The sequence below is a fragment of the Roseibium album genome (assembly GCF_001404515.1).
GTDB lineage: Bacteria > Pseudomonadota > Alphaproteobacteria > Rhizobiales > Stappiaceae > Roseibium > Roseibium album.
Genome location: NZ_CXWE01000001.1, coordinates 293,666 through 318,429, shown reverse-complemented (window position 1 = coordinate 318,429; position 24,764 = coordinate 293,666). Strand labels below are relative to the sequence as shown.

27 protein-coding genes are annotated in these 24,764 nt (G+C 56.7%); 15 read left to right on the top strand and 12 right to left on the bottom strand.

Translation table 11 applies throughout. The annotated features are described in order from the left end of the window. Window positions 1-32: 32 nt before the first annotated feature. Both LA5095_RS01500 and LA5095_RS01495 read right to left on the bottom strand, forming a co-directional pair. Entirely contained in the window at window positions 33-893 is an 861-nt protein-coding gene (locus tag LA5095_RS01500) for a class I SAM-dependent DNA methyltransferase (protein ID WP_055111305.1), read from the bottom strand. Window positions 894-968: 75 nt separating this feature from the next. Then, the gene (locus LA5095_RS01495; protein WP_055112621.1) at window positions 969-1,712 is read right to left on the bottom strand and encodes an SOS response-associated peptidase; all 744 of its coding nucleotides are present in this window, start codon (window positions 1,710-1,712) and stop codon (window positions 969-971) included. Between the two features lie 133 nt (window positions 1,713-1,845). Here LA5095_RS01495 and LA5095_RS01490 point away from each other — a divergent pair, with 133 nt between their 5' ends. From LA5095_RS01490 to LA5095_RS01470, 5 genes are all read left to right on the top strand, one after another. Next, on the top strand, window positions 1,846-2,358 hold the full coding sequence (locus LA5095_RS01490) for a hypothetical protein (RefSeq protein WP_055111303.1): 513 nt from the start codon (window positions 1,846-1,848) through the stop codon (window positions 2,356-2,358). A 36-nt stretch (window positions 2,359-2,394) separates the two neighbouring features. Beyond that, on the top strand, window positions 2,395-2,817 hold the full coding sequence (locus LA5095_RS01485; RefSeq protein ID WP_055111300.1) for an NUDIX hydrolase: 423 nt from the start codon (window positions 2,395-2,397) through the stop codon (window positions 2,815-2,817). A 99-nt stretch (window positions 2,818-2,916) separates the two neighbouring features. Further along, window positions 2,917-3,945: a DUF3179 domain-containing protein gene (locus LA5095_RS01480; protein WP_055111298.1), complete on the top strand. Its 1,029-nt coding sequence runs from the start codon at window positions 2,917-2,919 to the stop codon at window positions 3,943-3,945. A gap of 38 nt (window positions 3,946-3,983) precedes the next feature. Continuing rightward, window positions 3,984-4,394 carry a TIGR02301 family protein gene (locus LA5095_RS01475; protein WP_082442722.1) on the top strand — a complete coding sequence of 137 codons (411 nt, stop codon included), beginning with the start codon at window positions 3,984-3,986 and terminating at the stop codon, window positions 4,392-4,394. A gap of 190 nt (window positions 4,395-4,584) precedes the next feature. Next, window positions 4,585-4,857, top strand: coding sequence for a hypothetical protein (locus LA5095_RS01470; protein ID WP_029063820.1), 273 nt, complete (start codon window positions 4,585-4,587; stop codon window positions 4,855-4,857). Between the two features lie 60 nt (window positions 4,858-4,917). Here the strand turns inward: LA5095_RS01470 and LA5095_RS01465 are convergent, their stop codons facing one another. Further along, window positions 4,918-5,580 (bottom strand): LysE family translocator, encoded by a 663-nt coding sequence (locus tag LA5095_RS01465; RefSeq protein WP_055111296.1) that lies wholly within the window; start codon window positions 5,578-5,580, stop codon window positions 4,918-4,920. A 183-nt stretch (window positions 5,581-5,763) separates the two neighbouring features. Between LA5095_RS01465 and LA5095_RS01460 the strand changes: the two genes are divergently transcribed. Further along, window positions 5,764-6,438, top strand: a complete 675-nt coding sequence (locus tag LA5095_RS01460) for a hypothetical protein (RefSeq protein WP_082442721.1) — start codon at window positions 5,764-5,766, stop codon at window positions 6,436-6,438. Window positions 6,439-6,474: 36 nt separating this feature from the next. Here the strand turns inward: LA5095_RS01460 and LA5095_RS01455 are convergent, their stop codons facing one another. Both LA5095_RS01455 and LA5095_RS01450 read right to left on the bottom strand, forming a co-directional pair. After that, a complete protein-coding gene (locus tag LA5095_RS01455; protein ID WP_055111294.1) occupies window positions 6,475-6,912 on the bottom strand; it encodes a cupin domain-containing protein in 438 nt (145 codons plus the stop codon). Window positions 6,913-7,056: 144 nt separating this feature from the next. Next, a complete protein-coding gene (locus LA5095_RS01450; protein ID WP_055111292.1) occupies window positions 7,057-7,989 on the bottom strand; it encodes a LysR family transcriptional regulator in 933 nt (310 codons plus the stop codon). Window positions 7,990-8,090: 101 nt separating this feature from the next. Here LA5095_RS01450 and LA5095_RS01445 point away from each other — a divergent pair, with 101 nt between their 5' ends. The 4 genes from LA5095_RS01445 (at window position 8,091) to LA5095_RS01430 (ending at window position 12,199) form a co-directional block, all read left to right on the top strand. Next, a complete protein-coding gene (locus LA5095_RS01445) occupies window positions 8,091-9,050 on the top strand; it encodes a Bug family tripartite tricarboxylate transporter substrate binding protein (RefSeq protein ID WP_055112617.1) in 960 nt (319 codons plus the stop codon). Window positions 9,051-9,112: 62 nt separating this feature from the next. Next, a complete protein-coding gene (locus LA5095_RS01440) occupies window positions 9,113-9,580 on the top strand; it encodes a tripartite tricarboxylate transporter TctB family protein (protein ID WP_055111290.1) in 468 nt (155 codons plus the stop codon). 5 nt (window positions 9,581-9,585) lie between these two features. After that, window positions 9,586-11,100 (top strand): tripartite tricarboxylate transporter permease, encoded by a 1,515-nt coding sequence (locus LA5095_RS01435; protein WP_055111288.1) that lies wholly within the window; start codon window positions 9,586-9,588, stop codon window positions 11,098-11,100. Next, window positions 11,093-12,199, top strand: a complete 1,107-nt coding sequence (locus LA5095_RS01430; protein WP_082442720.1) for a lyase family protein — start codon at window positions 11,093-11,095, stop codon at window positions 12,197-12,199. Before LA5095_RS01435 ends, LA5095_RS01430 begins: the two co-directional genes overlap by 8 nt. Window positions 12,200-12,260: 61 nt before the next feature. Here the strand turns inward: LA5095_RS01430 and LA5095_RS01425 are convergent, their stop codons facing one another. The 4 genes from LA5095_RS01425 to LA5095_RS01410 all read right to left on the bottom strand — a co-directional run bounded on the left by LA5095_RS01425 (window position 12,261) and on the right by LA5095_RS01410 (window position 17,172). Then, window positions 12,261-12,914 carry a class I SAM-dependent methyltransferase gene (locus LA5095_RS01425; RefSeq protein WP_055111285.1) on the bottom strand — a complete coding sequence of 218 codons (654 nt, stop codon included), beginning with the start codon at window positions 12,912-12,914 and terminating at the stop codon, window positions 12,261-12,263. Window positions 12,915-12,934: 20 nt separating this feature from the next. Beyond that, on the bottom strand, window positions 12,935-14,197 hold the full coding sequence (locus LA5095_RS01420) for a BtaA family protein (RefSeq protein ID WP_055111283.1): 1,263 nt from the start codon (window positions 14,195-14,197) through the stop codon (window positions 12,935-12,937). A gap of 156 nt (window positions 14,198-14,353) precedes the next feature. Beyond that, window positions 14,354-15,565 carry a L,D-transpeptidase gene (locus LA5095_RS01415; RefSeq protein WP_055112615.1) on the bottom strand — a complete coding sequence of 404 codons (1,212 nt, stop codon included), beginning with the start codon at window positions 15,563-15,565 and terminating at the stop codon, window positions 14,354-14,356. 275 nt (window positions 15,566-15,840) lie between these two features. Continuing rightward, complete coding sequence (locus tag LA5095_RS01410; RefSeq protein WP_055111281.1) at window positions 15,841-17,172, bottom strand: dihydroorotase; 1,332 nt, start codon at window positions 17,170-17,172, stop codon at window positions 15,841-15,843. A gap of 179 nt (window positions 17,173-17,351) precedes the next feature. Between LA5095_RS01410 and ygfZ the strand changes: the two genes are divergently transcribed. The 5 genes from ygfZ (at window position 17,352) to LA5095_RS01385 (ending at window position 21,968) form a co-directional block, all read left to right on the top strand. Then, window positions 17,352-18,230, top strand: a complete 879-nt coding sequence (ygfZ, locus tag LA5095_RS01405) for a CAF17-like 4Fe-4S cluster assembly/insertion protein YgfZ (RefSeq protein ID WP_055111279.1) — start codon at window positions 17,352-17,354, stop codon at window positions 18,228-18,230. A 25-nt stretch (window positions 18,231-18,255) separates the two neighbouring features. Further along, window positions 18,256-18,918, top strand: coding sequence for a YfbR-like 5'-deoxynucleotidase (locus tag LA5095_RS01400; protein ID WP_055111277.1), 663 nt, complete (start codon window positions 18,256-18,258; stop codon window positions 18,916-18,918). A gap of 55 nt (window positions 18,919-18,973) precedes the next feature. Further along, complete coding sequence (locus LA5095_RS01395) at window positions 18,974-19,480, top strand: tyrosine phosphatase family protein (RefSeq protein WP_055111274.1); 507 nt, start codon at window positions 18,974-18,976, stop codon at window positions 19,478-19,480. Window positions 19,481-19,497: 17 nt separating this feature from the next. Continuing rightward, window positions 19,498-20,481 carry an NUDIX hydrolase gene (locus tag LA5095_RS01390; RefSeq protein WP_055111273.1) on the top strand — a complete coding sequence of 328 codons (984 nt, stop codon included), beginning with the start codon at window positions 19,498-19,500 and terminating at the stop codon, window positions 20,479-20,481. A 326-nt stretch (window positions 20,482-20,807) separates the two neighbouring features. Next, a complete protein-coding gene (locus LA5095_RS01385; RefSeq protein WP_055111271.1) occupies window positions 20,808-21,968 on the top strand; it encodes a cell wall hydrolase in 1,161 nt (386 codons plus the stop codon). A gap of 18 nt (window positions 21,969-21,986) precedes the next feature. On the opposite strand, the gene LA5095_RS01380 is transcribed toward LA5095_RS01385, so the two are convergent. The 3 genes from LA5095_RS01380 to nadC form a co-directional block, all read right to left on the bottom strand. Beyond that, window positions 21,987-22,490, bottom strand: a complete 504-nt coding sequence (locus LA5095_RS01380; protein ID WP_055112613.1) for a YqhA family protein — start codon at window positions 22,488-22,490, stop codon at window positions 21,987-21,989. A gap of 234 nt (window positions 22,491-22,724) precedes the next feature. Beyond that, window positions 22,725-23,756, bottom strand: a complete 1,032-nt coding sequence (locus LA5095_RS01375; protein ID WP_082442719.1) for a GlxA family transcriptional regulator — start codon at window positions 23,754-23,756, stop codon at window positions 22,725-22,727. A gap of 140 nt (window positions 23,757-23,896) precedes the next feature. Further along, window positions 23,897-24,760, bottom strand: a complete 864-nt coding sequence (gene nadC / locus LA5095_RS01370) for a carboxylating nicotinate-nucleotide diphosphorylase (RefSeq protein ID WP_055111269.1) — start codon at window positions 24,758-24,760, stop codon at window positions 23,897-23,899. Window positions 24,761-24,764 lie beyond the last annotated feature (4 nt).

Genomic DNA, 24,764 nt, shown 5'->3' with positions numbered 1-24,764 from the left:
GCGTCTCGGCAATCCTCACAAGAGCCCTTCGCTCATCGCAGTTGCGCCAGAACCAGATGCCCGGGAACCGGGTTACCTTCTTCCAGCCGGACTGTAATCGGATCCATGGCGAGAATATCAAATCCGGCGACATCAAGGGAGGTTCGGATATACTTCTCCGACTGGGCGAAGCGGCTCTTGGGTCCCACCATGTAGGAGCGTCCGTCCATTATCTCGTCAGGTAGGGTCTCTGTCGAAAAGGCGAGATATCCGGCAGTATCGAGACGATCCGCAGCTGCATTCAGAAATGGTTCGACGGCTCCAAGGTAAGGGAAGACATCTGTTGCCGCGATCAGGTCCCAGACTGGCCGAGTTCCATCGTCTTCTTCAAATCCTTCAAGAAATTCCACGGCTTCGCCGATGTAAAGGTCTTCGTAGACGTCCCGGTCATAGGCGAGTTCGATTATCTTTTCGGACAGATCCACACCGGTCTGGCGGGTTGTGCAGTCCGCAAACGCCATTCCGGTCAAGCCGGTGCCGCACCCAAGATCTAAAAGACGATCGAACGGTCCCAAGCCCAGCCTTCCGACGAGATCGCGAAGGAGCAGCGGCACACAATATCCAAGTTCATCGACGAGGATCTCGTCGAAGACATCAGCGTGCTGATCGAACAGCGTGGCGACATAGGCATCGGGCATTTTTTCCGGCGAAGCTTCCACTCCGATCGCCGCAAGACGAATGCTCGCCCCGCCGCTATCATCCGGATCCAGTGCAAGAACCTGACGAAATGCCTGCTCTGCGCCTTTCAGATCACCTGATTTCTGCCGCTCAAGACCTCTGTTATAGGCTTCGGCAAGCGCTTCGTCCGAAGCATCGTCATCCAATTCGGGCGCTCTTTTATCGGTTTCGTTCATATTGTCTGCCTGACCGGGTTTTCCTCCCCCTACACGGCTGCCATGTCCTTTGCACGGGAAATCTGCCGACGCGGTTCAGAACAGATCCAATTGGCTGTCGTCCTGTCTGGAGTCCGGCTTTGAACTTTCATTCAACTTGGCCCCGGTCTCGCCGACATCGACAGGGTTCTGGATGTCGGCATCGTCGTTGACAACCTTGTTCACGCGCGTGGAAATCGGGGTGGCGACAAGATAATCGTCATCGATCGGCACAAGCATCTTTTTTGCTTCCCGCGCCTCGACATTTGCCGTGTCGAGCCATGTCTCAAAGGCATCCGGTTTCACGATCACAGGCATGCGGTGATGGATCTCTGACATCATCCGGTTGGACTGGATCGTCAAAATTGCGCCGGTGTCCATATCGCCGCCGTCCGGGTCCGACCAGGTATCCCAAAGCCCGGCAAAGGCCATGACATCGCCATCCGCCGGTCGGATCCAGAATGGCTGTTTGCCTTCGGAGGTCCGCCGCCATTCATAAAATCCGGACGCCGGAATGAGGCAGCGGTGATGGCGCATTGCTGCCCGGAATGAGGGCTTTTCCGCGGCCGTTTCAGCTCTTGCATTGATCAGCAGTGTGAAATCCGACGGATCCTTGACCCAGGAGGGTATCAAACCCCAACGCACAAGGTGAAACCGTCGGCTGCCATATTCGTATCGAACCGTCGCGATAGGCTGGGTTGGCGCAATGTTGTAGCGCGGCGGAAAATTCGGCCTGTCGGTATAGTCAAAGAAGTCCCTTACCGCATCCGGCGGCGTGGTGAGAGCAAGTCGGCCACACATATAATATCTCCAGTCCACGTCGAACGCCTGCGGCGATCGTATCGTCGAATTGCCGTCGTGCTGCTGCAAAGTTAGGCAATTGGAAACAAAAAAGAAGTAGCCTGCACACGAAGTCAATAATCAGGGGGCAGGTATGGAATGTTTGGATCCAGTTTTGGGCGCCGGAGATCTGGCTGCCGAACGGCTGGAACAGGCAAACATCAATCCCCAGACGGGACTTGCCACTGATTATCTCAATCATTTCAACGAAGTCATGATGCTCCTTGAAATGCTACCCGACATGCCCGACTGCGCCGAAGACGTTCTGGACTGGGAACCCTTGGGTTATGAAGGTCATTTTGAGAATTCGACTTTCAAGGACAAGCAGCTGGCAATCATGGCCTATTCCGCGGCGCCGGCCTTCCTGAGAGAGCATCTTGAGACACATATAGCGGATATCGACGAACTGGTCGGTCAGATCCAGGATCAGTTGCGCAATTCCAGCGACGCTGCTTCTGTTGCTGAAGACATCGCTTACAGAGCGACACACGAAATCAAACCGCTGATCGCCCTTGCAGGTGCCGTCATTCACGGGCACCTTGAACCGGAAGCAACACAGCATGAAGGCGACGGTGCGCAGGCGGAAATCGACGCACTGTTTGCCTGATTATTCTGCCCCGACCCTCTTTTTCAGAAATGCTCCATGTCCCGATTCTATCCAGACGCACCCCGTATCGGCGTAAGTGTTCTCTGTCACCGGAATGGGCATGCTCTGTTGATCAAGCGCGGCAAGGATCCCTACAAGGACCACTGGAGCCTTCCCGGAGGCCTTGTGGAGCTTGGCGAAACGCTCGCTCAGGCAGCAGAACGGGAACTTCTGGAAGAAACAGGCGTCAAGGCCAACCTAGGTGACCCGGTCGAAACCTTCGATTCCATTCAACTGGATGATGATGGCAGGGTTCTTACCCATTTTATCCTCACTGTTTTTTGTGGCCCGTTCCATTCCGGCGTCTCGGTTGCAGGAGATGACGCAGCCGCAATCGACTGGGTCCATCCGGATGAACTCGACGCGCGCATGATGACACCAGACACACCGGAGCGTATTCGCCGCCACCTGCACCGGTAGCGCAAAGGTGAGTGCCTTCACGGAGGTTTGCAGATCCGTGATTCCCAATTCCGCGGGGTTTGGATGAGCATGACTGCACGCTAAAGTCCGGAGGCTCTCATGCGCTTTTATTCCGTGCAACTTTCATGTCTGGCCCCGTGCATCGCTCTGGCCATGATCGTGGTCTGCATCCTGGCACCTTCCGCAAAGGCCAGCCCGGATCAGTGGCGCCGAGCCGGATTTTCGACGGATTTCACCAAAACGAGCATCGACCTGAACTCGATCTTTTCCGGTGGTCCACCGAAAGACGGTATTCCCTCAATCGACAAACCGGCATTTCAGCCTGCAAGCAGCGTCGACTGGCTTCAGGACCGGGAGCCTGTGATCCTTCTCGAGATGGATGATGCCGTCAAAGCCTACCCGCTTCAGATCCTGATCTGGCATGAGATCGTCAACGACCGGATCGGCGCGACACCGGTATCGGTGACCTATTGCCCACTGTGCAATTCCTCCATCGTCTTTGACCGGCGCTTTGACGGCGACGTCCTCGATTTCGGAACGACTGGCCTTTTGAGAAACTCCGACCTTGTCATGTATGACCGACAGACCGAAACCTGGTGGCAGCAGTTTACCGGTGAGGGCATCGTCGGCACCCATGCCGGGCGCGACCTGAAAATGATCCCGTCCCGGGTCGTCGCCTTCGAGGCAGTCCGCAAGACACACCCTCAAGCCGCGGTTCTTGCCCGTCCGTCGCCGCCTCGGCGCAACTACGGGTCCAATCCTTATGTCGGATACGACAGCCGATCGGCGCCATATCCCCTCTATCGGGGAGACCTTCCAGACAACATCAACCCCATGGCACGGGTCGTGGTCGTTCGTGATGGTAACCAGATTTTTGCCGCCACACTCGATCACGTCAGAACGGCAGGCCCGATCTCCATGTCGGAAAACGTGCGGTTAAGCTGGAGTGGAGAACAGGCTTCCATTCTGGACCAGCGCGAAACCGGTAGTGGCCGATCAATCGGGTCCGTCGAAGCGGTCAGGACAGAAAACGATCGGGAAGTACCCCTCGTCCATGACGTGACATTCGCATTCGTTGCTAATGCCTTCCACCCGGACATTGCAATTCTTGGGATCACTTCACCGTAGCGCTTGAAGTACCCCTTGCCCGCGCGCATGATCCCCGCATGAGGAAAAAACGCGTAGCTGATTTCATTTGCCGGGCGATCATTTTTGCAATGCTGGCACTTTCCCTACCGGTTCAGGTTGTGTCCGCTCAGCAAGCCGGGATCGATGCGCCGCCCTATGAACAGCAGCTGATGCGCCTTTCGGAAATATTCGGCGCGCTCCATTTTCTGCGCCCGTTATGCAAAGAAAACGACGACCCGAGCTGGCGCGACCGGATGGAAGATTTTCTGGACGCCGAAACCATCGACGAGAATCGGCGACGCAGATTCATTGAACGGTTTAACCAGGGATATCGTGGATTCTCAGTCGCTTACAGGGACTGCACAGACGCGGCCCGTATCGCAATGGCACAATACCTCAACGAGGGTGAGACCATCATCAGCGACGTAACCAGCCGGTACGGCAGATAAACCGGGGCAAAATCTTCAAAACGTTACGAGTTGGTTAACCTTTTGAATCAAATTTGTGGGTGGCCGTTAAGTTTGCATTCACGGTTACTTATCAGCGCGGATCACCGTGCTAGGATCAGGTTATGAGATTCGGGACAGGGACACGTTGGAGTTGTCTCCAAGCGTTCGGGACAGACCGGTAAGGGAACGAATGATAAACGACGATTATGCTGAGGCAGCAATGGACGCCGAATTTGCCGAGGACGAAGACATCAGACGCGCTGCGCTCGGCTTTATTTCGGATGCCTGGGCGGAAGCCATCGCAAACGGCGTGGATGCCGACGCGGTTGCACACGCCGCAATGTTTACCGCACTTGCTGATCTCGTTGCGGCCTATGGTGAAGATGCCGTGGCGAAACTTGCCGAAGGATTGCCGGACCGCATCCTTCAGGGCGACTACACGGTGAACCGGGTTCTCCAGTAATCCTGATCCGACGAATATACAAGGCCGGCTTGTCCGGCCTTTTTCATTTCGTGTACTGGATCAATGTCCCCAGATACCGGCTGCGTGACCGAGCCTGTCCAGAGCCAGGTTCAGGTAAATCAATCCGCCGAAAACAATCAGTACAAATCCGGCGATGTGGTTGGCCCGGCCCAGCCAGCGATCGTCAATCCTTGACTTGAAATGCGAGACCGTTGCCGAGACGAACAGCCACCATGACGTTGCACCACCGGCCACGCCGGCGACCATCAGCAGTGACCCGAAATGATCGTCATGCGCCGGTCGATAGTCTCCCAAAACACCAAAAATGGCTGCAAACGCAAAAATTGTTCCCGGGTTGGTAATCGCCATGAAAAAGGCCGCGGCGGCATCTCCCAGATAGCTGTATTCGCGTCCGTTGCCGTCTTTTTCAATATGCGGATGGGTGTTCCAGATCCTGATGCCAAATACGATCAGCAGCGCGCCCCCAACAATCTCGATTAGCCCAAACCGGGAATCAACGAAATTGGTGACCGCCGACACACCGAATATGGCCGCAGATGCGAAAATCGTGTCTGCCACCACTGCGCCGAGCCCGACAAAAACCCCGTGGCTGAAACCGTTTTTGACTGCGTGCTGAATTGCCATGACATTGACAGGGCCAACAGGTGCTGTCGTGAGAATCCCGACAAGAAAGCCGATCAGCACATATTCCAAGACTGTCACAGCCGGTCCTTTTCACTAGGCCCTGGTTTTCGAATGGAAGCCCCTGCCGGGTCGCGCACGACGCGGGACGCCGATAACACGCGCAGGAAAATACCCTCAGCCAGTTTCCACCGTGCCACGAATTGTTTAAGGAATGTCCCTGCGGGGCAAAGCGCAACAAATCAAAATTCACAGGAGTTCGCCATGGGACGGGTAATTTGGGTGGCGGTTCTGGTTTTCTGCTTTTTTCCAACTGCCGGCATCGGCAAGAGTGTCACGACGGACACAATACCGGTCAGTCCCGAAAGCAATTCGCAAACAGCCCCGATACCGGTGGATCAACTCGGCGTTCCACAAAGCGAGCTATCGCGTGAACCGGATCAAACCAAGGCGGAAACTTCGACAGATCTCACACCGCCACAGGTTCTCTACAACACATCTGTCCTGCCAAAACCGGTCGCGCGCATGCACTCGCAGTTGAGACAAGCAGCCCTTGAGGGGGACATGAACCGGTTGCGAATGGTCCTGGAGAGCAACGAATTGCCGCCGACACTTTCCTTCGGTGACATCGGTGATCCGATCGACTTCCTGAAGGAAAGTTCGGGCGACGGCGAGGGTTTTGAGATCCTGGCGATTCTCGCCGATACGCTCGAGGCCGGCTTCATTCACGTCGATGCCGGAACACCGCAGGAAATGTACATCTGGCCGTATTTTGCCCGCTTCCCGCTATCAAGTCTGACGCCGGACCAGAAGGTGGAAATGTACCGGATCATTACAGCCGGTGATTTTGCGGAAATGGAAGAATTCGGGGCCTGGACATTTTATCGCGTCGGCATCGGTCCGGACGGAACCCTGCACTATTTCGTGGCCGGGGACTGACCCAGGCACCAACCCGGCAACGATGAAGCCTTCTCGCTAGCCGACTATTTCCAGCCCCTCTTCAGCGCAAACCCTTGCAACCCATGCCATGTCAAGCTCCGGTTCGGGAGAGGGCCACTCACGCGACCCCGGCTCCAGCTTGGTGCCACAAATCCTGAATACGTTTTCATGAATGGAGCCCGGCACATTGAGGATCAGCATTTCCGCTTCCTGATCCGTCGCATTGCGAAACGCATGAACTTCGCCCCGCGGAACCTTCACAAACTGGCCTGGCCCGGCGGTTATGATCTCATCACCGACAGAAAACTCGATTTGGCCCTTTTGGATAAAAAATGATTCCTGATCATTCATGTGACGATTGGGTGGCGCACCGGCGCCGCTTGAAAGAATAGCGCTGCACAGGAAATATCCGTCTTCGGCACTGGACGAGTGAAAGTCCATGATCATTCCCATGAGATAATAGGTTTCAGACATAACTCCTCCTGTAACAACCTCCCGGAAACTTCAAACTATTCCGACAAACTAAAATGTTTGCAATTTTACCTTGAGTAAATTCGTAGATATATCATGCATTGTCGTTGAATACTATTTTCAAGAATTTTGGAAATCGAATTCAAATCATTTCCCTTCATCTGATCCTGCGACCAGAAGAGTTGGGCTCCTTGCCGCCAATTGTTCCGAGAGTGCGCGCAGGATGTCCTCCAGTTGAAGAAGAGCTGCGGATTTCTCCTGGCCTGCAGGATAAAGCAGCCCGAAAGTCATCCATCGTTCCGGAACAACCGGCACAAGGGCGAGACGGTCAAGGGACACCTGCGCGGCAACAAGTTCGTCTGCGATCGTGATGCCATATCCTTCAGCCACCAGTGAGCAGGCCAGCTGAGATGCTGCTACTTCACAACTCTGTTGAGGTGTTATGCCGGCTGACCGGAAGAAATCGTCCAGTTGATCGCGCAAAAGCAAGCCGTGCATGAGACGTATCACCGTGTCGTTGCGAAGATCGGCAGCGGTGAGGCTCTGCCGATCTGCCAATTTGTGTGTGCGGGGAAGAACGGCCTGGGCACGTACGCGGATCAGCGCTTTCGTCCGGATCCCCGGATGATCCACCGGAAGGGCGCCAATACCGATATCGTATTCGCGCCCGGCGAGCCATTTTCCGGCGTCGCGCCGCGCACGAACATCCAGACTTACATTTGTCTCGGGGTTCTCGGACATGAAGCGCGCCACTGCGACAGCTGTCAGGGATTGCGCCACGCGCGGCATCGTGACGACCCGCAAGGTTTCGGTTCTGCCGGCCCGGATCTCCGCGGCGATACGCGGCACTTCGTCGAGGTTGTCCAGGATGCGCCCGGCCTCGCGGTAAAACGCCATCCCCTCCCGGGTCGGCGTCAGGTTTCGGCCGCTGCGGTCAAACAACGGCAGTCGCAATTCAGCTTCCAGTCCGGATATGAGCCGGCTAATCGCCGGCTGACTGAGATGCAGGATCTCGGATGCGGCTGTCAAAGATCCTTCCGAAAGCGTGGCGCGAAAGGCCCTTAGCGCTTTGATGTTCATCGAGTCTTACTTTCAAAATTTGCAAGAGTAGATAACATATTTGCATTTTTCGCAATTGAGAACATGGCGTAATGTCCGACTATCGAGTTCGGGAGGAAAAAATGAAACGCAGAACGTTCCTTGGCGCTGTTGGTGCGGCGCTTGCAATTGCCGTCACTTCAGGTGCAAGTCTTGCGGCCGACTGGCCCAAACGTCCCATCAATCTCGTGGTGCCCTACAAGGCAGGCGGGGGAACGGACGCCTATGCCCGCGCGATCTCCAAGGCCGCGGAAGGCATACTGGACGTGCCCGTCGTGGTGGTGAACAAGCCAGGGTCTGCAGGACTGAACGGGGCCAATTCGGCCGTCGGCGCACGCCCGGACGGTTACACGATGATGATGACCTCCGGCGGATCGTTCCTGCTGTCCACGCTAACGCTCGACACCGACATCGACGCGCTTGAGAGTTTTCAGTTCGTGGCTCAGGTCGGCCAGTTGCAGACATCGCTCATGGTGCCGACCGGCAGTCCGTTTCAATCCGTTCAGGATGTAATTGACGCAGCCAAAGCGGATCCGGGTTCACTTCGCTGGGCTCATTCCGGGCGTGGTGGATTTCATCATGTCGGCGGGCTTGGTTTTCTTGCCAGCAACGGCATCGATGCACAAGATGTCCCGTTCAAGGGCGGCGGTCCGACCCGTGCGGCCCTGATCGGCGAACAGGCGGATTTCGGGTTTCTCGGTGTCCAGCAGCTTGCAGGGTTTGAGGATCAGCTGCGGGCCCTGGCGGTCAACAGCCAGGATCGCGATGCCGTCATGAAGGACGTGCCGTCCTTCGGCGAACTGGGTATTCCGTTCGCCGCGGTTTCTTCCCCTGTCATTGTCTTTGCGCCGAAGGACACACCTGCCGAGATTGTTTCGGCCATGGAGACTGCGCTTGAACAGATCGCGTCAAAGCCGGAATTCGCAGAATTGCTTGCGCCTCGGGGTACGGGTCCGGTTTACCAGAAAGGTGTCGATGCGAAGGCAACCTTGAGTGCGATGAAAAACGACGCCCGGCCACTGGTCGAGAGCCTGAGCAACTGAACTGTCAATGACGGGCTGTCTCTTCAGTCCGTCACTCCTCCAACGGAATTCGGGAGACTGTCATGCGCGCCTATTCCGAAGGCCTGGTTCTGGCTGTGGTTGCCCTTGTCGGGCTCTGGGGAGCCTGGCAGGTACCCGCAGCATCGACTGGTGACACCTGGGCGGGAATTGTTCCGTTTTCTGCAAGTCTGGCTTTGCTCGGCCTAGCGTCGTTCATGCTCGGCAGCACGGCATTTGCCGGTGCGTCCAAGCCGGGAGAAGACGAGAAACAACCGTTTCCCGGGGATGTCATAGGGCTCTTTGTCATTGCCCTGCTTTACCAGCAATCGATCCGATGGTTCGGCTACGTTCTACCCACCGCCCTTGCGGCACCGGTCGTTCTTTTCCTGTTCGGTATTCGCAGCCGGGTCGGTCTGGCCGTGTCGGTCATCCTGTGCCCGCTCATCTTCCACATTCTGTTTTTTGAGCTGCTCGGCGTGTTTCCGCCCTATGGCGAAGTGTTCGATCTGCTCGACTGGATCAAAGGGTAAACCCGATGGAAATCTTTCCTGCTCTCCTGTCCGTCGTGACCGATCCGACCCTTCTCGCGGCGATCCTGCTGGCGGCCGTCGTCGGAATGATCGTGGGCGCAACGCCCGGACTGACAGCATCAGCGGCAATCGCTATGCTGTTGCCGATCACCTTCTACATGTCGCCGCTCTTCGCACTGGCTTTTCTTTACGTCATCGGCAAGTCCGGCCGTTACGGCGGTTCGATTGCCGCCATCCTTTTCAATACGCCGGGAACGGCGGCAAGCGCCGCGACCCAGATCGATGGCTACCCTCTTGCCAGGGCCGGAAAGGCCGGAAAGGCCATGAAGGTCGCAACGATTTCATCGGTCATCGGCGATTTCATGGGTGACATCCTGCTTGTTGCAGGGGTCGGTTTCATCGCAGCTATCGCGCTCAAGCTCGGGCCGCCGGAAACCTTTGCAATCTATTTCGCAGCCTTTGTGGTCATTGGATCCGTCATCGGAAAATCCATCGTCAAGGGACTTGCATCCGCCCTTCTCGGCGTTTTGGTCGCGATGGTCGGTCTGGACCCGATCTCCAGCGAAGAGCGTTACACTTTCGGTTCCTTCGAACTCTCCAACGGCATTGGCCTGGTGCCTCTCATGATCGGCGTTTTTGTCCTCGGTGAGGTATTCTCACAGATGGAAGAACGGCGAAAATCAGCTGGCAGAATTGATGACAACCAGACAGCGGCCGATGATGACAGCCTCACCTGGGAAGAATACAAGCCATGCCTGCCGCATGCATTCAGAGGCGGTCTTATCGGCGCCGGGATAGGTGTGCTGCCCGGACTGGGTTCGGCAATCGCCGCCTTCATCTCTTATGGCGAAGGCAAACGACGCGCAACAAATCCGCAGCAATGGGGCAAGGGAGCCCTGGAGGGCGTTGCAGCGCCGGAGGCAGCCAACAATGCCGTTTCCGGTCCGTCCATGGCTCCGCTGCTCACCCTGGGTATTCCCGGCTCGACGATTGGCGCAATTCTTCTGGGTGTCTTTCTCATCCACGGCATCCAGGTCGGACCAACGCTTTTTCTGACGGACAAGGAGCTGGTCTATCGTTTGTTTGCATGTGGCATGCTCGGCATCGCGGCATATGGCGTCATCGGGTACTTCGGTGCAACACAGGTCGCCCGGCTAATTTTGAAAATCCCGACCAACGTTCTTTATCCGATCATTTTCCTGACAAGTTTTGTCGCGGCCTACTCCGCGCGCGCGTCCATGTTCGACGTTACAGTTATGACAGTTGCCGGGTTTGTCGGCTGGCTGATGCGCAGACATGACTTCAACATTGCCGCATTCGTGATTTCGTTCGTCCTTGCCAAGGGTGCGGAAGAAACTTTCCGCCAGTCTCTTCTGATGTCGGACAGCGGCCTCCTGATCTTTTTCGAGAGACCGATTGCGCTTGCTTTCCTGTTGATCGGATGTGCCGCTATCGCATTCCGCATCCGGTCCATCGTCAAGGAGCGCAGGATCGCTGACGGAGAGCTCGGCGATGCTTGATTTTCCCCTTTACCGGGACTGTTTTTCGAGCCCCGAAATGCGCGCTGCCTGGTCGGAGGACGCAACCATCGAATGCTGGCTCAGGGTCGAGCAGACACTGGCAAGACATCAGGCCGCACATGGCTTGATACCTGAGAGCGTTGCAACGGCACTGGCAGGCCTGTCTCTTGCCGATATTGACCGGCACCAACTTCGTGAAGACATGATGCTGGTCGGCCGGCCGATCGTAGGTCTTGTGAGGCAACTGCGCGAAAGCCTGGGAGACGCTCAGGGCCATGTTCACCATCACGCCACAACCCAGGACATCATGGACACCGCCCTGGCACTTCAGATGCGCGATGGACTTCGGCAGATCTCCACTCTTCTTGACGGCATCCTCGCTGGCATCGATGCGCATATCAACGACCATGGAATGCAGCAGATGATCGGCCGGACCAACGGTCAACATGCCGTGCCGCTGAACCTTGCCACCAAACTCGAAGTCTGGAAATCGGAGCTGCGCAGAAGGGCAATTTGCATTGAACAGGCCGGACAACGGGGATTGAATGTGCAGATCGGTGGTCCGGTCGGAGACCTTCAAGCCTACGAGAGTGGAACAGGCAAAGCGATCAAAGCTGGAATTGCCGAAGATCTCGGACTGCATGTTGTCGAGCCACACTGGCAAAATGCCCGGGACGGGATCGCCGACATAGTGGGTGCGATCGGAACCCTTTGCGGCACACTTTGCAAGATCGCGCAAAACGTCAACCTGCTGTCTTCTTCCGATATTGCCGAGTTTGCGGAAAACCCGTCACCCGGCAAGGGGGCTTCGTCTGCCATGGGCCACAAACGCAACCAACGCGCATCGGAATTCGCTGAAGCTGTGGCGAGGCTCGGACGCCAGCGCGCCGAACAGATCGGGGAACTCGCTCTTCACCAACACGAACGCTCCGGTGGGACCTGGATCGGTGAATGGGTCGTCGTCCCCGAGACTTTCCTGTTGGCGTCCGGTGCTCTTTCCTGGACTGAGAAGCTTTTTCAGATCCTGTCGATAAACAAAGGTGCGATGGAGCGGAATCTTGCAAACGCGATGCAAAAAGTACGCGAGCAAGCGCATTGACGGCTTTCCCATTGCCGCTCGCCGGGAGGAGTTTATCTTTGCAGCCGTAAAAGGATCGGCATCATCTTTTGAGCAATTCCGCATAGTCCGAATAACCGCGGTAAAGACTGCGGAATTCAAGCCGGCACGCTGACTTTGCTGCGACCAGTTCCAGCTCTTCTCTCAAATCAGCCCGAGGTGTGACGTGAAACGACTTCAACCACCTAAACAGGATTTTGCCGAACCAGGCTGGAAGCCCGCTTTGCTGACCGAAATCGACCACAAGGATGCGGCCACCCGTGTTCAGGCGAGATGCCCCGGCTGAAAGCGCTTCCCGCCAGACCGGGATCATCGAGAGCGTGTAGGAATAGAACACCCGGTCGAACGACGCTACGCCCAGGGCGTCAGTTGCTGCCGGGTTGGCAGCATCTCCTTCGATCAGCCTGATCCGGTTGCCCAGTCCCGCTCTTGCGATATTTCTTTCAGCCGTTTCCAGCATTTGCGCTGAAATATCCAGACCATAGAAATTCGCGTCGGGATAGATTTTTGCAGCCGCGATCAGATTTCGCCCGGTGCCGCATCCCAACTCGAGAACATCACCGCCGCTTGGCGGCAGCAGTTCCCTGATCAGATGATCGCGACCCAGCAGATAGTATTTTCGCGTGAGATCGTAGACATGGCGCTGATGGCGATAGACCGCGTCCATCAATCTAGCCGTTTCGACAGCTTCACTCATCCGGCAATCCGTTCCGCGCACTATCCGTTGAACACGTAAAGATGGAAGCCACCATAGATGGAGGAGCGATCCTGCCGGCCGAGTTCCAGGCTCTCGCCTTCCTCGTAACGCCATTGATCGAGGATGTCGTCCGCAACACGGCCGGGAAGCAGTGTCGGTTCGGCGGCGGTCCGGAAAATGACCCTTGCGCCAGGCCGCGCTGTGCGGGTGATTTCCGCCCAAAGAGAATTCAGCTGAAAATCCGTCATCCAGTCCTGGGCATCAAGGAGCACGTAGGCGTCGAGACTGTCGCCGGAGACGGATTGAAGATGTTCGGTAAAATTCCGGTTCAGGACCCGTACCCTGTTCGCTCGGGCCCGAATCTCCTCGAAATGCGCACGTTTCAGATAAGGTGGCAACGGGCCCGATTTCCCGGTCGACTCCCCTGCCTGGGGTGCATAGCCGCGGCCAAATGCCTGCCAGGCAAAATAGTTGTCTTTCATGGAGAAATCGCATGCCAGCTTTTCCAGCCGGTCGCGCAGAACAGCGGACATGTCACCATCAGCGTTCGCGGAAACAAGCGCATCATACTGTGCAGGAGGGATCCCAAGACCATAAAGAGACATTTTCTTCGAGGTCGCCCAACGCACCAGACGCTTGTCGAAAAGTGGCGCCAGGGCGGTATCGAAGAAGGTACGCTGTTCTTCCAGGGAGCGGGCCTTGACCATGTGCTTCGGATTGATCCCGTAAAGGCGTGCAATGAGATGGCCCGCTCCGATACAATACCCAAGCAGGCCATGATGATAGAGATCGCGCGAGAACAGTGAGATGCGCCTGCGGCCCCAGTTGGCCAGGTCGCGCCCTTCCCAGTAGGCTATGGTGTCCGGATCGAGATTGTCTTTCAAAAACCGGTTGTACGCAGCAACATTCGCCTTCTCGTCAGCCTCGCCGAAGAACCTGTAGAATGTCTCATAGTTCGGAAAGTGCCTGGCTGCTGCAAGCTTCAAACGGCCAAGAGCCACATGGGCCCGGTTCAGATCGACGGCGGTGATTTCCGCGGGATTGGCAGTCAGATAGGACATCACATTGCAGCCACCCGATGCGATCGTGATCATCCGGCATTGTGGCGTCAGCCGAAGCGCCTTCATGTCGACGTCCGGATCTTCCCAGATCTGCGGGTAAACCAGCCCCTTGAAGGCAAAGGTGAAGAGACGCTCCAAAATGCCTTCGCGTGAAGTAACCTCAGAGCGGTGTACCGCATTGTCGAGACGTTTCTTTGAAGCTGTGAGCGTGCTCTGCGCCATTGGTTTCTCCCGAGTCACCGCATCGATGAATTGCCTTCCGATACGTGACTGACACGACAGTTTGGTGACGATCCGGGTGAAATGTGCGCTTATCCGGACAATAAAAAACCCCCGCAAAAGCGGGGGTAATTTACAAGTCCAACGGAAAGTCCGGGTTCAGCGGGTGATCACCACGAAGTCGGTTCCCAGACCGGTGTTGCGCTTGAAGCTCCGGTCCGTGATCGTCAGCGAGGTGCCCGGTGTCAGCATCTTGGCAAGCTCCGTGGCAACCTTTTTCGGAATTTCGATCCGGTTCAGCAACTCGTCCGATTGACCGCCACGTTCTCCTTCGGCAGAGACCGCAATCCATTCGACGGAGTTGTCACCCCTTTCAAAGTCGAGAGCGGTGTAAACATGTGTGCCGATTTCCTGGTCGATATTCTTGACGGAGACCGGGGCCGAATAGATATCCGAAAACTTGCGGCGAACACGAAGGATCGCGTTCTGCGGCTTTTCGTAACCTGCCTCCATATGGATACGTGCGACGAGTGCATCCGTGATGCGTCCGGTAACCGGCAGGTCGGCACCTTCCTGATAGAGGCGGATTGCCGCACGGGTCTTGCGGCCGACAACTCCGTCAACCGGACCGGCGTTGTAGCCCATCTGGTTCAGCAGGCGCTGCAACACCCTTCTCTTGCTCGGAAGTTTCTGAGGCGTGATGATCATCCGCAGCGGACGATCAAAATATGGATTTTCCGGCTGTGCGACCGGCAGCGAAGCCTGCAGGTTCGCAGGGCGGATCGCACCGCGCAAGGCAGGATCCGAGGCGATGGTCTGCCCGGAAAGACTTGCCACTTCAGTTGCCGGCACATAGGGCTGTGGCAACACGCCGTGACGAACGGACACAGGCTCCGCGTGATCACGCGTCACAACAACATGCATGCCGCGCTCTGTCATGGAATAGAGCGACTTTGCGAAGGAACGGGGCAGTCGGATACAGCCATGCGAGGCGGGATACCCCGGAAGCCGCCCTACATGGAGCGCGATTCCAGACCAGGTCAGGCGCTGCATGAAAGGCATCGGCGCATTGTCATAGAGATTTGAGAAGTGCTTGCGGCGCTTTTCCAAAATCGAAAACACACCAGTCGGTGTGCTGTGCCCTCGCTTGCCGGACGAAATCGGCGACACTTCGATCAGGTCCAATCCACGGTAGACCTTGATCTTCTGCTCTTTGATGGAAACCAGCATATGGAGCGGCGTTTCATCCGGCTGCTCCCTGCCCGCGTCAGCAGTCGTATCACGTGCGACTGACGCAGAAATGGTGCTGACTGAAAAGACTGCGGCAGTGAAGAGAAGGCCCAACCTGCCAGTACGCATTACTTGAAACATTTTTGACGACATCCCTGAGCTCTCCAACGAAAAACCCTTAAAGCTCGCAGAAAACTCTATTCAAAACTTTTTTAGATCGGGTTAGGAAACACGGTTACCCATTGGTTTCCTTCGCCCATTGGCAATTTGACCCTGGCAGTTTAGCCAGCTTCCAGCTGTTATTCACATCACAAATTGTACGGATGGTTTTCAAAACTGCGCGTGATCCGGTCCATCTTGGCGGAAAGAGCCCCGAATTTCGCGGTATTTTCAATCAGTGTCGCCGAAAAGGAACCCTACTTCCTGATCCCGTCCTGAAAAACGACGGCTTCCCCCCTGGACGGTACCGACAATTCACCTTCCCACATCACGCGCTCGCCGCGAACCATCGTGCCGACAGGCCAACCGGTGACCTCCTTGCCGTCATAGGGCGTCCAGCCGCATTTGGATGCGATCCAGTCATTCCCGATGGTTTCCGTGCGCTTGAGGTCGACCAGCGTGAAGTCGGCGTCGTAGCCGACCGCGATCCGCCCCTTGCGTGCCGTCTGAAAGAGGCGTGCCGGACCCGCGCTTGTCATGTCGACAAACCTCGCCAGGCTCAGGCGACCCTTGCTGACGTGATCCAGCATGATCGGAACGAGCGTCTGCACACCCGTCATCCCCGACGGCGAAGCCGGATAGGTTTTCTGTTTTTCTTCCAATAGATGGGGGGCGTGATCTGACCCGAAAATATCCAGAACACCTTGCTTCAATGCCCACCAAAGCCGCTCGGAATGACGTGGTGCGCGTACAGGCGGGTTCATTTGCACCAGCGTTCCGAGACGGTGATAGGCCTCGTCCGTCAGGGTCAGATGGTGCGGCGTCACCTCGATCGATGCCACATCCTTGTGATCGATCAGGTAGTCGACTTCTTCTGCAGTGGAAAGATGCAGAATATGGATCTTTGCACCGGTTTCACGAGCAATACCAACAAGACGCTGCGTACATTGAAGGGCAGCAATCTCGTCGCGCCAGATCGGGTGCGAACTCGGATCCCCCTCGACCCGCTCTCCCTGACGCTCGCGCAGGCGGAACTCGTCTTCGGAGTGAAATGCTGCTCGGCGACGGGTCACCGACAGGATGTCCCTTACACCGTCGTCATCTTCCACCAGCAGATCACCCGTGGAGGAACCCATGAACACCTTGATGCCGGCAGCGGCAGGCAGACGTTCCAGATCCGGTATGTCCTTTACGTTCTCCCGGGTCCCACCAACCCAGAAGGCGAAATCACAATGCATTCGGTGGTGCCCACGCCTGACCTTGTCGGCCAATGCTTCCTCGTTCGTCGTCAAGGGATTGGTATTGGGCATTTCGAACACTGCCGTCACGCCGCCCATGACTGCGGCGCGGGATCCCGATTCAAGGTCTTCCTTGTGGTCCAGCCCCGGTTCGCGGAAATGCACCTGAGTATCCATTACCCCCGGAAGGACATGCAATCCCGTGCAGTCGATCACATCGCCGGACTGCGAAGCATCGAAGGATCCGATCCCGGCAATCCGCCCATTTCTGATACCGACATCGCGAATGCCCTCACCGTCCTGATTGACGACCGTGCCACCTTTCAGGATCAGGTCATAGGTCTCGCTCATCGGGTTTCCTCCGTCGGTGAATTCGTCTGCGGTGTGTCGTCTAATCGGGCTTATACGCGCGCGCTGTCAAAAGGACCAGATCCGGTTTGCGTAATCCCGCCCTTGCCGCGCTCCGTCAAAACACTTATTTCGCCGAAGAGACCATAGCTTCATTCACGTAACCCTATCAGGAGCGCGCCGTGCCGTCCGCCAAGATAACCCACCTGACCGACCGTGCCCTGATCCGGGTTGCCGGTGACGACGCACATCATTTCCTGCAAAACCTCGTGACGGCCGATATCGAGAAAACCGACGAGAACGGCGCCTGTGCAGGTGCCTTGCTAACACCTCAGGGCAAAATCCTTTTCGATTTTCTGATTTATAAGACAGCAGACGGCTACCTGCTGGATGCACCTCTTGAGACGGCACCCGACCTGTTGAAACGCCTGACGTTCTACAGACTTCGTGCCAAGGTCGATCTGGAATACATGGATGAAGATCTCGGCGTGATTGCCGTCTGGAATGGAACGGCTGTATTTGAAACTGCGTTGCTGGCGGTGACAGACCCGCGAGTACCGGCGCTCGGAGAACGTGTTGTCGGTAAGGTCGGGTCCCTGCTGGCGGAAAATACTGCCGAAGCCGCCAGCCTGGAGGACTACGATTTTCACCGAATCGCCCTTGGTGTTCCCGAAGGGCTCAAGGATTTCGATTATTCCGATATCTTTCCGCATGATGCGGACCTTGACCAACTCGGTGGCGTTTCCTTTAGCAAGGGTTGTTATGTCGGGCAGGAAGTCGTCTCGCGCGTCCACCACAGGGGGACATCCCGCAAGCGGTTTGTTCTGGTAGAAAGTTCGGACAAGCTGCCGGAAAAGGGAACACCCGTCACCTCCGGCGGCAAATCGATCGGTGAACTGGGTTCGAGCACAGGCCAGATCGGTCTTGCGCTGGTTCGTCTTGACAAGGCGGCGCAAGCCAAGGACAACGGCACCCCACTTCAATGCGGTGTCGCGAAGGTGCAGGTCAGGATCCCAGATTGGGCATCCTTTTCCTGGCCAGAACAGAGCACCGCAAACTGAAACCGCCATTCGCACCCCAGGACCGATGCCCACAGCCCGTCCCGATCAGCCTCCCCGCGCCTGGCAGCGCATGTTGTCCGGTCGACGCCTCAACCTGCTCGACCCCTCACCGCTGGACGTCGAAATTTCAGATATTGCTCACGGGCTTGCCCGTGTGGCGCGCTGGAATGGCCAAACCAACGGTGACCATGCCTTTTCGGTGGCCGAGCACTGTCTGGTCGTCGAGGACATCGCGCTGAAGCTGAAACCCGACCTACCGCCTCACTGGCGTCAGGCCGTCCTGCTTCACGACGCCCCGGAATACGTGATCGGTGACATGATATCGCCGTTCAAGGCGGTTATCGGCGAAGCCTACAAAGCGGTGGAGACACGCCTTCAGGCGGCAATTCATCTTCGTTTCGGCCTGCCGGCCGAAATTCCGCAAACCGTCAAGAAGCTGGCAAAACGCGCCGACATTATCTCTGCTTATTTCGAAGCCGTGGAACTTGCCGGATTTGATGAGGAGGAAGCCGCCAGGATCTTCGGGCGTCCCAGGGCTTTTGCACACGGGAAGGACAACCGTCTGCAGTATGGGCTGGAGCCATTGCCGGTGGCACAGGCTCAAGAGAAGTTCCTGGAACGGTTTCATGAAATAGAAAAACTGCGCGAAGCTGGGAACAAACCGAGTGGTGAGCGCGCAAACGCGTGACCTGAAGGGCGAATAACCCTACCTTAAAGGCAGAAACAAATAACCCGGTTCTGCCATGCTGCACGTGTGCTCACTATCAAAACTGAACGAAACAGTCGCCGAAACAGGGGCGAGGTCCGTCGTCACCCTTATCAATGCGGAGATGGACGTACCAACGCCCGCAGGGGTCTCCCCCGACCGTCACCTCTTCCTGGCTTTCAATGATATCGTTGAACAGGTCGCCCTGCTGACACCACCGAACGAACAGCATGTTGAAGATCTGCTTGCCTTCGTCAGGGAATGGGACAGGAAAGCCCCCATGGTCATCCATTGCTGGGCCGGAATCAGCCGCTCGACAGCCGGCGCCTATGTGGCTGCGTGTGCCCTCAACTCCGAAGCGGACGAATACAGGTTGGCGTCGGCGCTGCGCGAAACGTCACCTTCCGCAACGCCGAACGCACGCATTATCGCCATGGCGGACAAGTTGCTCGGACGGGATGGCCGCATGATTGATGCCATTCGGGGTATCGGCCGTGGTGCCAATGCATTCGAAGGCACTCCATTCATAATGCCGATCGACTAGACCGACCGGGGAGTTTCATGCCACACAGGCACGCCAGTATTGAGATCGGTTTGAACGCGGTCATCGTTTCGGTTTCGGACGGAACGCCTCAGATCGTGCACGTCAACGACGAGAAGGAGGCGGACCTCGACAGCCTGCCCTTCGGCCCCTTTGACCCCATCCATCACCGGACATTCGAAATCGGTCTCAGAAGCTGGGTGGAAAACCAGACTGCGCTCAGCCTGGGATATGTCGAGCAACTCTATACCTTCGGGGACCGTGGTCGCCACAGGGTCACCGGAGACGAGGGACCCCATGTGGTCTCTGTCGGCTATCTGGCGCTCACCCGCCAAACGGCAGGCTCCGAAAACACGCTTGCCCGGCACAATTCGGCCTGGCGCTCATGGTACGACTATTTTCCCTGGGAAGACTGGCGCAGCGGGCGGCCCTTCCTTCTGGACAGGGACATTCTTCCTGCCCTTGAAACCTGGGCGAGCGAGCCGCCGATGGAGGGCGAACCTCCGAGACCGCTCGCGCGTCAGGAACGTGTTCGTCTGGCCTTTGGCACGGATGCCACGCACTGGGACGAGGAAAGGGCACTGGAGCGTTTCGAATTGCTCTACGAAGCAGGCCTGCTTCGCGAAGCCAAACGGGACGGCCGCCCGGCTGCGCTCGCAAGAGACACCCTGCCCTTTCTGGGTGTGTCCATGCGTTTCGACCACAGGCGGGTGCTGGCGACAGCCATTTCCCGTTTGCGCGGGAAACTGAAATACCGGCCGGTAATCTTCGAACTGATGCCTGAAGTGTTCACGCTGACGGAACTGCAGACTTCCGTCGAAGCAATATCGGGCCGTCACCTTCACAAGCAGAACTTTCGAAGGTTGGTCGAAAACGCCGATCTTGTAGAGCCAACCGGTTCCACGTCGACTGCCACGGGTGGACGTCCGGCAGCGCTATTCAGGTTCCGCCATCAACTCATGAGCGAGCGACCGGCGCCGGGTCTGAGGGTCGGCGGGCGTTAGACTTTCATTAAGAATATCCTCCAGTAACCGACCTGTGAGGTATCGTTAAAACTTTGTTGCGTTAACCATAATTCCCCTTGCGCTAGAAAAAAATCCGCGAATACCGGTCAAATCATCTCGCATTAACGCTCTTTCAAGGTTAAGCGGACATTCTCAATTCCGGCGTTGTTGTTCACACAACGTTAGCGCTGATCGTCCGGCTTCCGGGACGGTGTGCAACGAGTTGGAGTTGGCTGCGTATGTTTGGCCCTTTATCCCGCCACGGAAAGCGGTTTTTTTCTGCAGTTTCACAGAACAAGAGCTCGGCTCGCACACGCTTGCGCCGAATGAAAATCGCTCTGGCGACAAGCCCCGTGCTGTTTTTCATGCTTGGCGGCTCCATCGGCGAGCAGGACATCTTTGCACTGATCAACGCAAGGAAAGACCAGTCACCGCGCTGGATGATGGCGCTTGAACCGGCAAATTTCGCCACGAGGGTCGCTCCAAAGCTCGCACTTGGCACTCCGGCAATTCCCGACTACACGAGCGCACCGATCCTGACGCTGACCTCGGCTGAGCGAGGTGTCGAAGCCCGCCCGCTTTATGGCCTTGAGGACGTCTTTGCAAGCGCTCGACCGACAACCGTACCCGACACGATCCTGACCAACACATCGGCAAAAGGCGACCGCCTCATCACCATTGCTCCGGACCGGCACATGGTCGACGGGGCGTCAGGCAACGTTTACGCCATGTCCAGCATGATCTCCACCGAGAAGAAGCATGAAGATCTGCCGCGTGTTGCCTTCGTCAAGCCTCAACCGCTCGATTCAAAGGAAACCACACGTCTCGCGGAGGCGGGCAAGAACGGTCTTCTTGAAGGTGGTCCGCTCGACCTGCAGAAGGTGATGATGGCGCGAAACGCGGCAGCGGCGAGTTTTTCACTCGTATCCGCCTATGCACCCGAAAGCGTCAAGGAAACGAAGGAGCCCTTCGACGCTCTTTTCGGTGCGGCGAAATACGAACAGGAACTGCCGCCCCCTGAAGATCCGGACAATCCGCACTGGTGGGCGCAAAAGCCACTGCCACTTTCCGTCGGCACGAAGAAGGAACAGCGTTGTCTGGCCGAAGCAATCTATTTCGAAGCACGCGGTGAAAGCGAAGAAGGCCAGGTTGCCGTCGCGCAGGTGGTTCTCAATCGGGTGAAGAACCCGTCTTATCCGAAGTCAATCTGCGGTGTCGTCTACCAGAACAAGCACAAGCGCAATCGCTGCCAGTTCTCCTTTGCCTGCGACGGCATCAAGGACCGGATTTCCAGCAAGGATGCCTGGAAGACGGCGAAACGTCTCGCCAGAGACGTTCTGGACGGAAAACAGTATCTGAAGATGGTCGATGCCTCGACGCACTACCACGCAACCTACGTCAATCCGCGTTGGGCCAAATCGATGGCCAAGCGTGGCCAGGTCGGATTGCACATCTTTTACAAGACCTATGCAGGCGGCTGGAACTGATCAGGATTTCCTGACGGTTCAATCGCTGGTCCTGAAAACATTTGTGACCACATAGGTCGCCAGCAGGATCAGGTGGAACCCGAACAGCGCGGCGACCTGCAACGCATTGACTTGCGAAAACTCCAAAAGTTCGCTGAGAACATGGATCGACGAGATGATGACGATCGTCGACACGATCCGATGCTTCATCCGTCGATAAGCCCTTTCGCTTTCCTTGATGAACCCTTCGCCGTGGGCGGAAGATTTCAGACGGAAGGTGTTGTAGGTGTTGTTGGCCACCATCACCACCAGATTGGCGATGAAAACCATGTCCAGCAGGTTGAGGATCAGCAGGATCGTCTTCTTGCGGTCCAGAAACTCGTAGGTGGCGACCGCGTCGTAGATATCAACGAAAAACGTAATCAGAAAAAGGACCATGCCGACCGAAAGGCCGATCAGCATCGGAATCTGCGCCAATCGGGTCAGCCGATGCGCCACGTCGAATTCATCCGACTTTCCAGCATCTGGATTCTGATCGCTCATTACGGTGTCCCAATGCTCCCTTTCCAGAATGTTCGAGCCGACGCTAAGGCAAAAACCGATCGGAAGGAACCACTTGCGACCAGTTCGGCGGTCATTTGCATGTCCGATGGAACTCGCTCGAAAGGTTTTTCCAGCCAACATCCCGATCCATCGAAGATCGGCAATGCTCAAGTCCTGTTGACTGATGTTGTCGGCAATATGACTGAAGGCGCCATGTGCAATGCGTCCGTTGTCTCAGCGTTCCAGCTTCCGGCTCCGGAGCTCTCTGTCCTGCGCCGGGCTCAGGCCATGCGCTGCACGGTAACGTTTTGAAAAATGAGAGCCGCTGGAAAATCCACAGGCAACACCGATATCGATTATGCGCATCGACGTCCGGCACACCAGTTGACGTGCGATGTCGATGCGGATCTTGCTGTAATAATCGAGCGGGGTGCAATTCAGGTATTTGTGGAAATCACGCTGCAGCTGGCGCGGGCTCGCACCGAGCCGGTTGGCAATTTCCTGAAGTGACAGTGGTTCGCTGACATGTTCGGTCATCAGTTCGATGCAAACGCGCAGTTTTTTCGGCACCATCTCCAGATCGTCGCGCATTACCGTATGCTGCCGCTCCTCGCCCGACCTCATGTCGTGGTGCAGCGCTATGTCCGCAACGTCACCGGCAACCCTGCTCCCGTGCACTTCCGCAATAAAGCCGACCATGAGATCGATTGCGGCAGTGCCGCCCGCGCATGTCAGGAACCGGCCATCGGCCTGGATGAGGTTGTCAACCAGGTCGGTCCTTGGGAACATTTCCCGGAACAGATCGGCGTATTCCCAGTGAATGGTGCACGCCCGGCCGTCCAGCAACCCGAGATCAGCCAGAACGTAGGCACCGGTACAAATGCCCGCGACACGGTTGACCCGCAAGGCAAGCTGCCGGATCAGCGCCTTTTGTCTTGCCGTCAATTCAACACGTTCAACGTCATCGCTGCTGCAAACTGCAACCAGATCAGCCCTGGCAATTTCTTCCAGTGCACAATCAGCTCGCATGACACTGCCATTGCTTGCGATTGCATCAAGACCGTCAACCGTGCAGCATCTGTAGTTGAACGACTTGCGTTTCAGAACCTTGTTAGCGATACGCAGCGGTTCAATCGCGGACGCAAAGGACAGCAGGGAAAAATTATTCAAAAGAAGGAAACAAACATCCACCGTCGTGGCATCAGATCTGCCTGCGTCCAGATACTGGTCCGGTTTCGCCGGGTTGCCGTCCTGAGATTGTTCCAAAGCGCGTCGCCGTGATGCCTACTTGCTGTCACAGAAAGCCATCCGCCTTCACCTTGACAGTTCATGGAAGTTCAGTTGGTTCCCGGCTCAGACTGACGCACTTCCGCAGATAAGTCGAGGTCCCGCCACACGGCACGAGGTCAGGCGATCTCGATATCGAGCCCGAGATCCAGCACGGGGGAAGAATGGGTGATCCAACCTGATGAAATCAGATCCACACCTGCTTCTGCCACGGCCTTGACCGTATCCAGCTCAATGCCACCGGACGCTTCCAAAATGACCTTGCCGGCTGCAATCTCGACGGCGCGTTGAAGCGTTTCAGGGCTCATGTTGTCGAGCATGACCACATCCGGCCCAGCTTGAAGTGCTTCGCGAAGCTGGTCGAGCGTATCGACTTCCACCTCGATCTTCACCAGATGTCCGGCAAATGCCCTGGCCGCATCGATGGCCTTTGAAACACCACCGGCAACCGCAATATGATTGTCCTTGATCAGGATCGCGTCATCAAGACCAAACCGGTGGTTGGCGCCGCCACCACATTTGACCGCGTATTTCTCGAACGCCCTCAAACCCGGCGTGGTCTTGCGCGTACAGACAATTTTCGCCTTGGTATGCGCAATCTGATCTGCAAAGCGCGATGTTGCAGTGGCGATGCCCGACAAATGCCCCAGGAAATTCAGCGCAACGCGTTCGGCAGAAAGCAAAGCCCGCGCCGGTCCTTCGATCCTGGCAACCTGATCGTTCGGGGCGAGGCGCTCTCCATCCTGCTTGAGAGGCAAGAAGGAAAGTGCTGCATCGGTTTGGCGGCAAGCACTTTCGGCAAATCCCAGTCCGGCCAGAACACCAGGTTTGCGCGCGGCGATGACGGCGCGTGCACGTGCATGCTTGGGCAAGGTTGCCTGGCTGGTGATATCACCGGCACGGCCCCAGTCCTCCAGAAGTGCAGCTTTGACCGTTTCATCCACCATCAGCTGTGGCAACTCGGCAAGAAGTCTATCGATCATTTAC

Bases quoted from the DNA above. Each gene is read 5' to 3' on its own strand.
- LA5095_RS01390 (WP_055111273.1), top strand. From the start codon at position 19,498: ATGCCACACAGGCACGCCAGTATTGAGATCGGTTTGAACGCGGTCATC.
- LA5095_RS01490 (WP_055111303.1), top strand. From the start codon at position 1,846: ATGGAATGTTTGGATCCAGTTTTGGGCGCCGGAGATCTGGCTGCCGAA.
- LA5095_RS01480 (WP_055111298.1), top strand. From the start codon at position 2,917: ATGCGCTTTTATTCCGTGCAACTTTCATGTCTGGCCCCGTGCATCGCT.
- LA5095_RS01460 (WP_082442721.1), top strand. From the start codon at position 5,764: ATGGGACGGGTAATTTGGGTGGCGGTTCTGGTTTTCTGCTTTTTTCCA.
- LA5095_RS01420 (WP_055111283.1), bottom strand. From the start codon at position 14,197: ATGGCGCAGAGCACGCTCACAGCTTCAAAGAAACGTCTCGACAATGCG.
- LA5095_RS01415 (WP_055112615.1), bottom strand. From the start codon at position 15,565: ATGTTTCAAGTAATGCGTACTGGCAGGTTGGGCCTTCTCTTCACTGCC.
- LA5095_RS01445 (WP_055112617.1), top strand. From the start codon at position 8,091: ATGAAACGCAGAACGTTCCTTGGCGCTGTTGGTGCGGCGCTTGCAATT.
- LA5095_RS01400 (WP_055111277.1), top strand. From the start codon at position 18,256: ATGCCCACAGCCCGTCCCGATCAGCCTCCCCGCGCCTGGCAGCGCATG.
- LA5095_RS01380 (WP_055112613.1), bottom strand. From the start codon at position 22,490: ATGAGCGATCAGAATCCAGATGCTGGAAAGTCGGATGAATTCGACGTG.
- LA5095_RS01395 (WP_055111274.1), top strand. From the start codon at position 18,974: ATGCTGCACGTGTGCTCACTATCAAAACTGAACGAAACAGTCGCCGAA.
- LA5095_RS01475 (WP_082442722.1), top strand. From the start codon at position 3,984: ATGAGGAAAAAACGCGTAGCTGATTTCATTTGCCGGGCGATCATTTTT.
- nadC (WP_055111269.1), bottom strand. From the start codon at position 24,760: ATGATCGATAGACTTCTTGCCGAGTTGCCACAGCTGATGGTGGATGAA.
- LA5095_RS01470 (WP_029063820.1), top strand. From the start codon at position 4,585: ATGATAAACGACGATTATGCTGAGGCAGCAATGGACGCCGAATTTGCC.
- LA5095_RS01485 (WP_055111300.1), top strand. From the start codon at position 2,395: ATGTCCCGATTCTATCCAGACGCACCCCGTATCGGCGTAAGTGTTCTC.
- LA5095_RS01435 (WP_055111288.1), top strand. From the start codon at position 9,586: ATGGAAATCTTTCCTGCTCTCCTGTCCGTCGTGACCGATCCGACCCTT.
- LA5095_RS01450 (WP_055111292.1), bottom strand. From the start codon at position 7,989: ATGAACATCAAAGCGCTAAGGGCCTTTCGCGCCACGCTTTCGGAAGGA.
- LA5095_RS01500 (WP_055111305.1), bottom strand. From the start codon at position 893: ATGAACGAAACCGATAAAAGAGCGCCCGAATTGGATGACGATGCTTCG.
- LA5095_RS01440 (WP_055111290.1), top strand. From the start codon at position 9,113: ATGCGCGCCTATTCCGAAGGCCTGGTTCTGGCTGTGGTTGCCCTTGTC.
- LA5095_RS01495 (WP_055112621.1), bottom strand. From the start codon at position 1,712: ATGTGTGGCCGACTTGCTCTCACCACGCCGCCGGATGCGGTAAGGGAC.
- LA5095_RS01430 (WP_082442720.1), top strand. From the start codon at position 11,093: ATGCTTGATTTTCCCCTTTACCGGGACTGTTTTTCGAGCCCCGAAATG.
- LA5095_RS01425 (WP_055111285.1), bottom strand. From the start codon at position 12,914: ATGAGTGAAGCTGTCGAAACGGCTAGATTGATGGACGCGGTCTATCGC.
- LA5095_RS01455 (WP_055111294.1), bottom strand. From the start codon at position 6,912: ATGTCTGAAACCTATTATCTCATGGGAATGATCATGGACTTTCACTCG.
- LA5095_RS01385 (WP_055111271.1), top strand. From the start codon at position 20,808: ATGAAAATCGCTCTGGCGACAAGCCCCGTGCTGTTTTTCATGCTTGGC.
- LA5095_RS01410 (WP_055111281.1), bottom strand. From the start codon at position 17,172: ATGAGCGAGACCTATGACCTGATCCTGAAAGGTGGCACGGTCGTCAAT.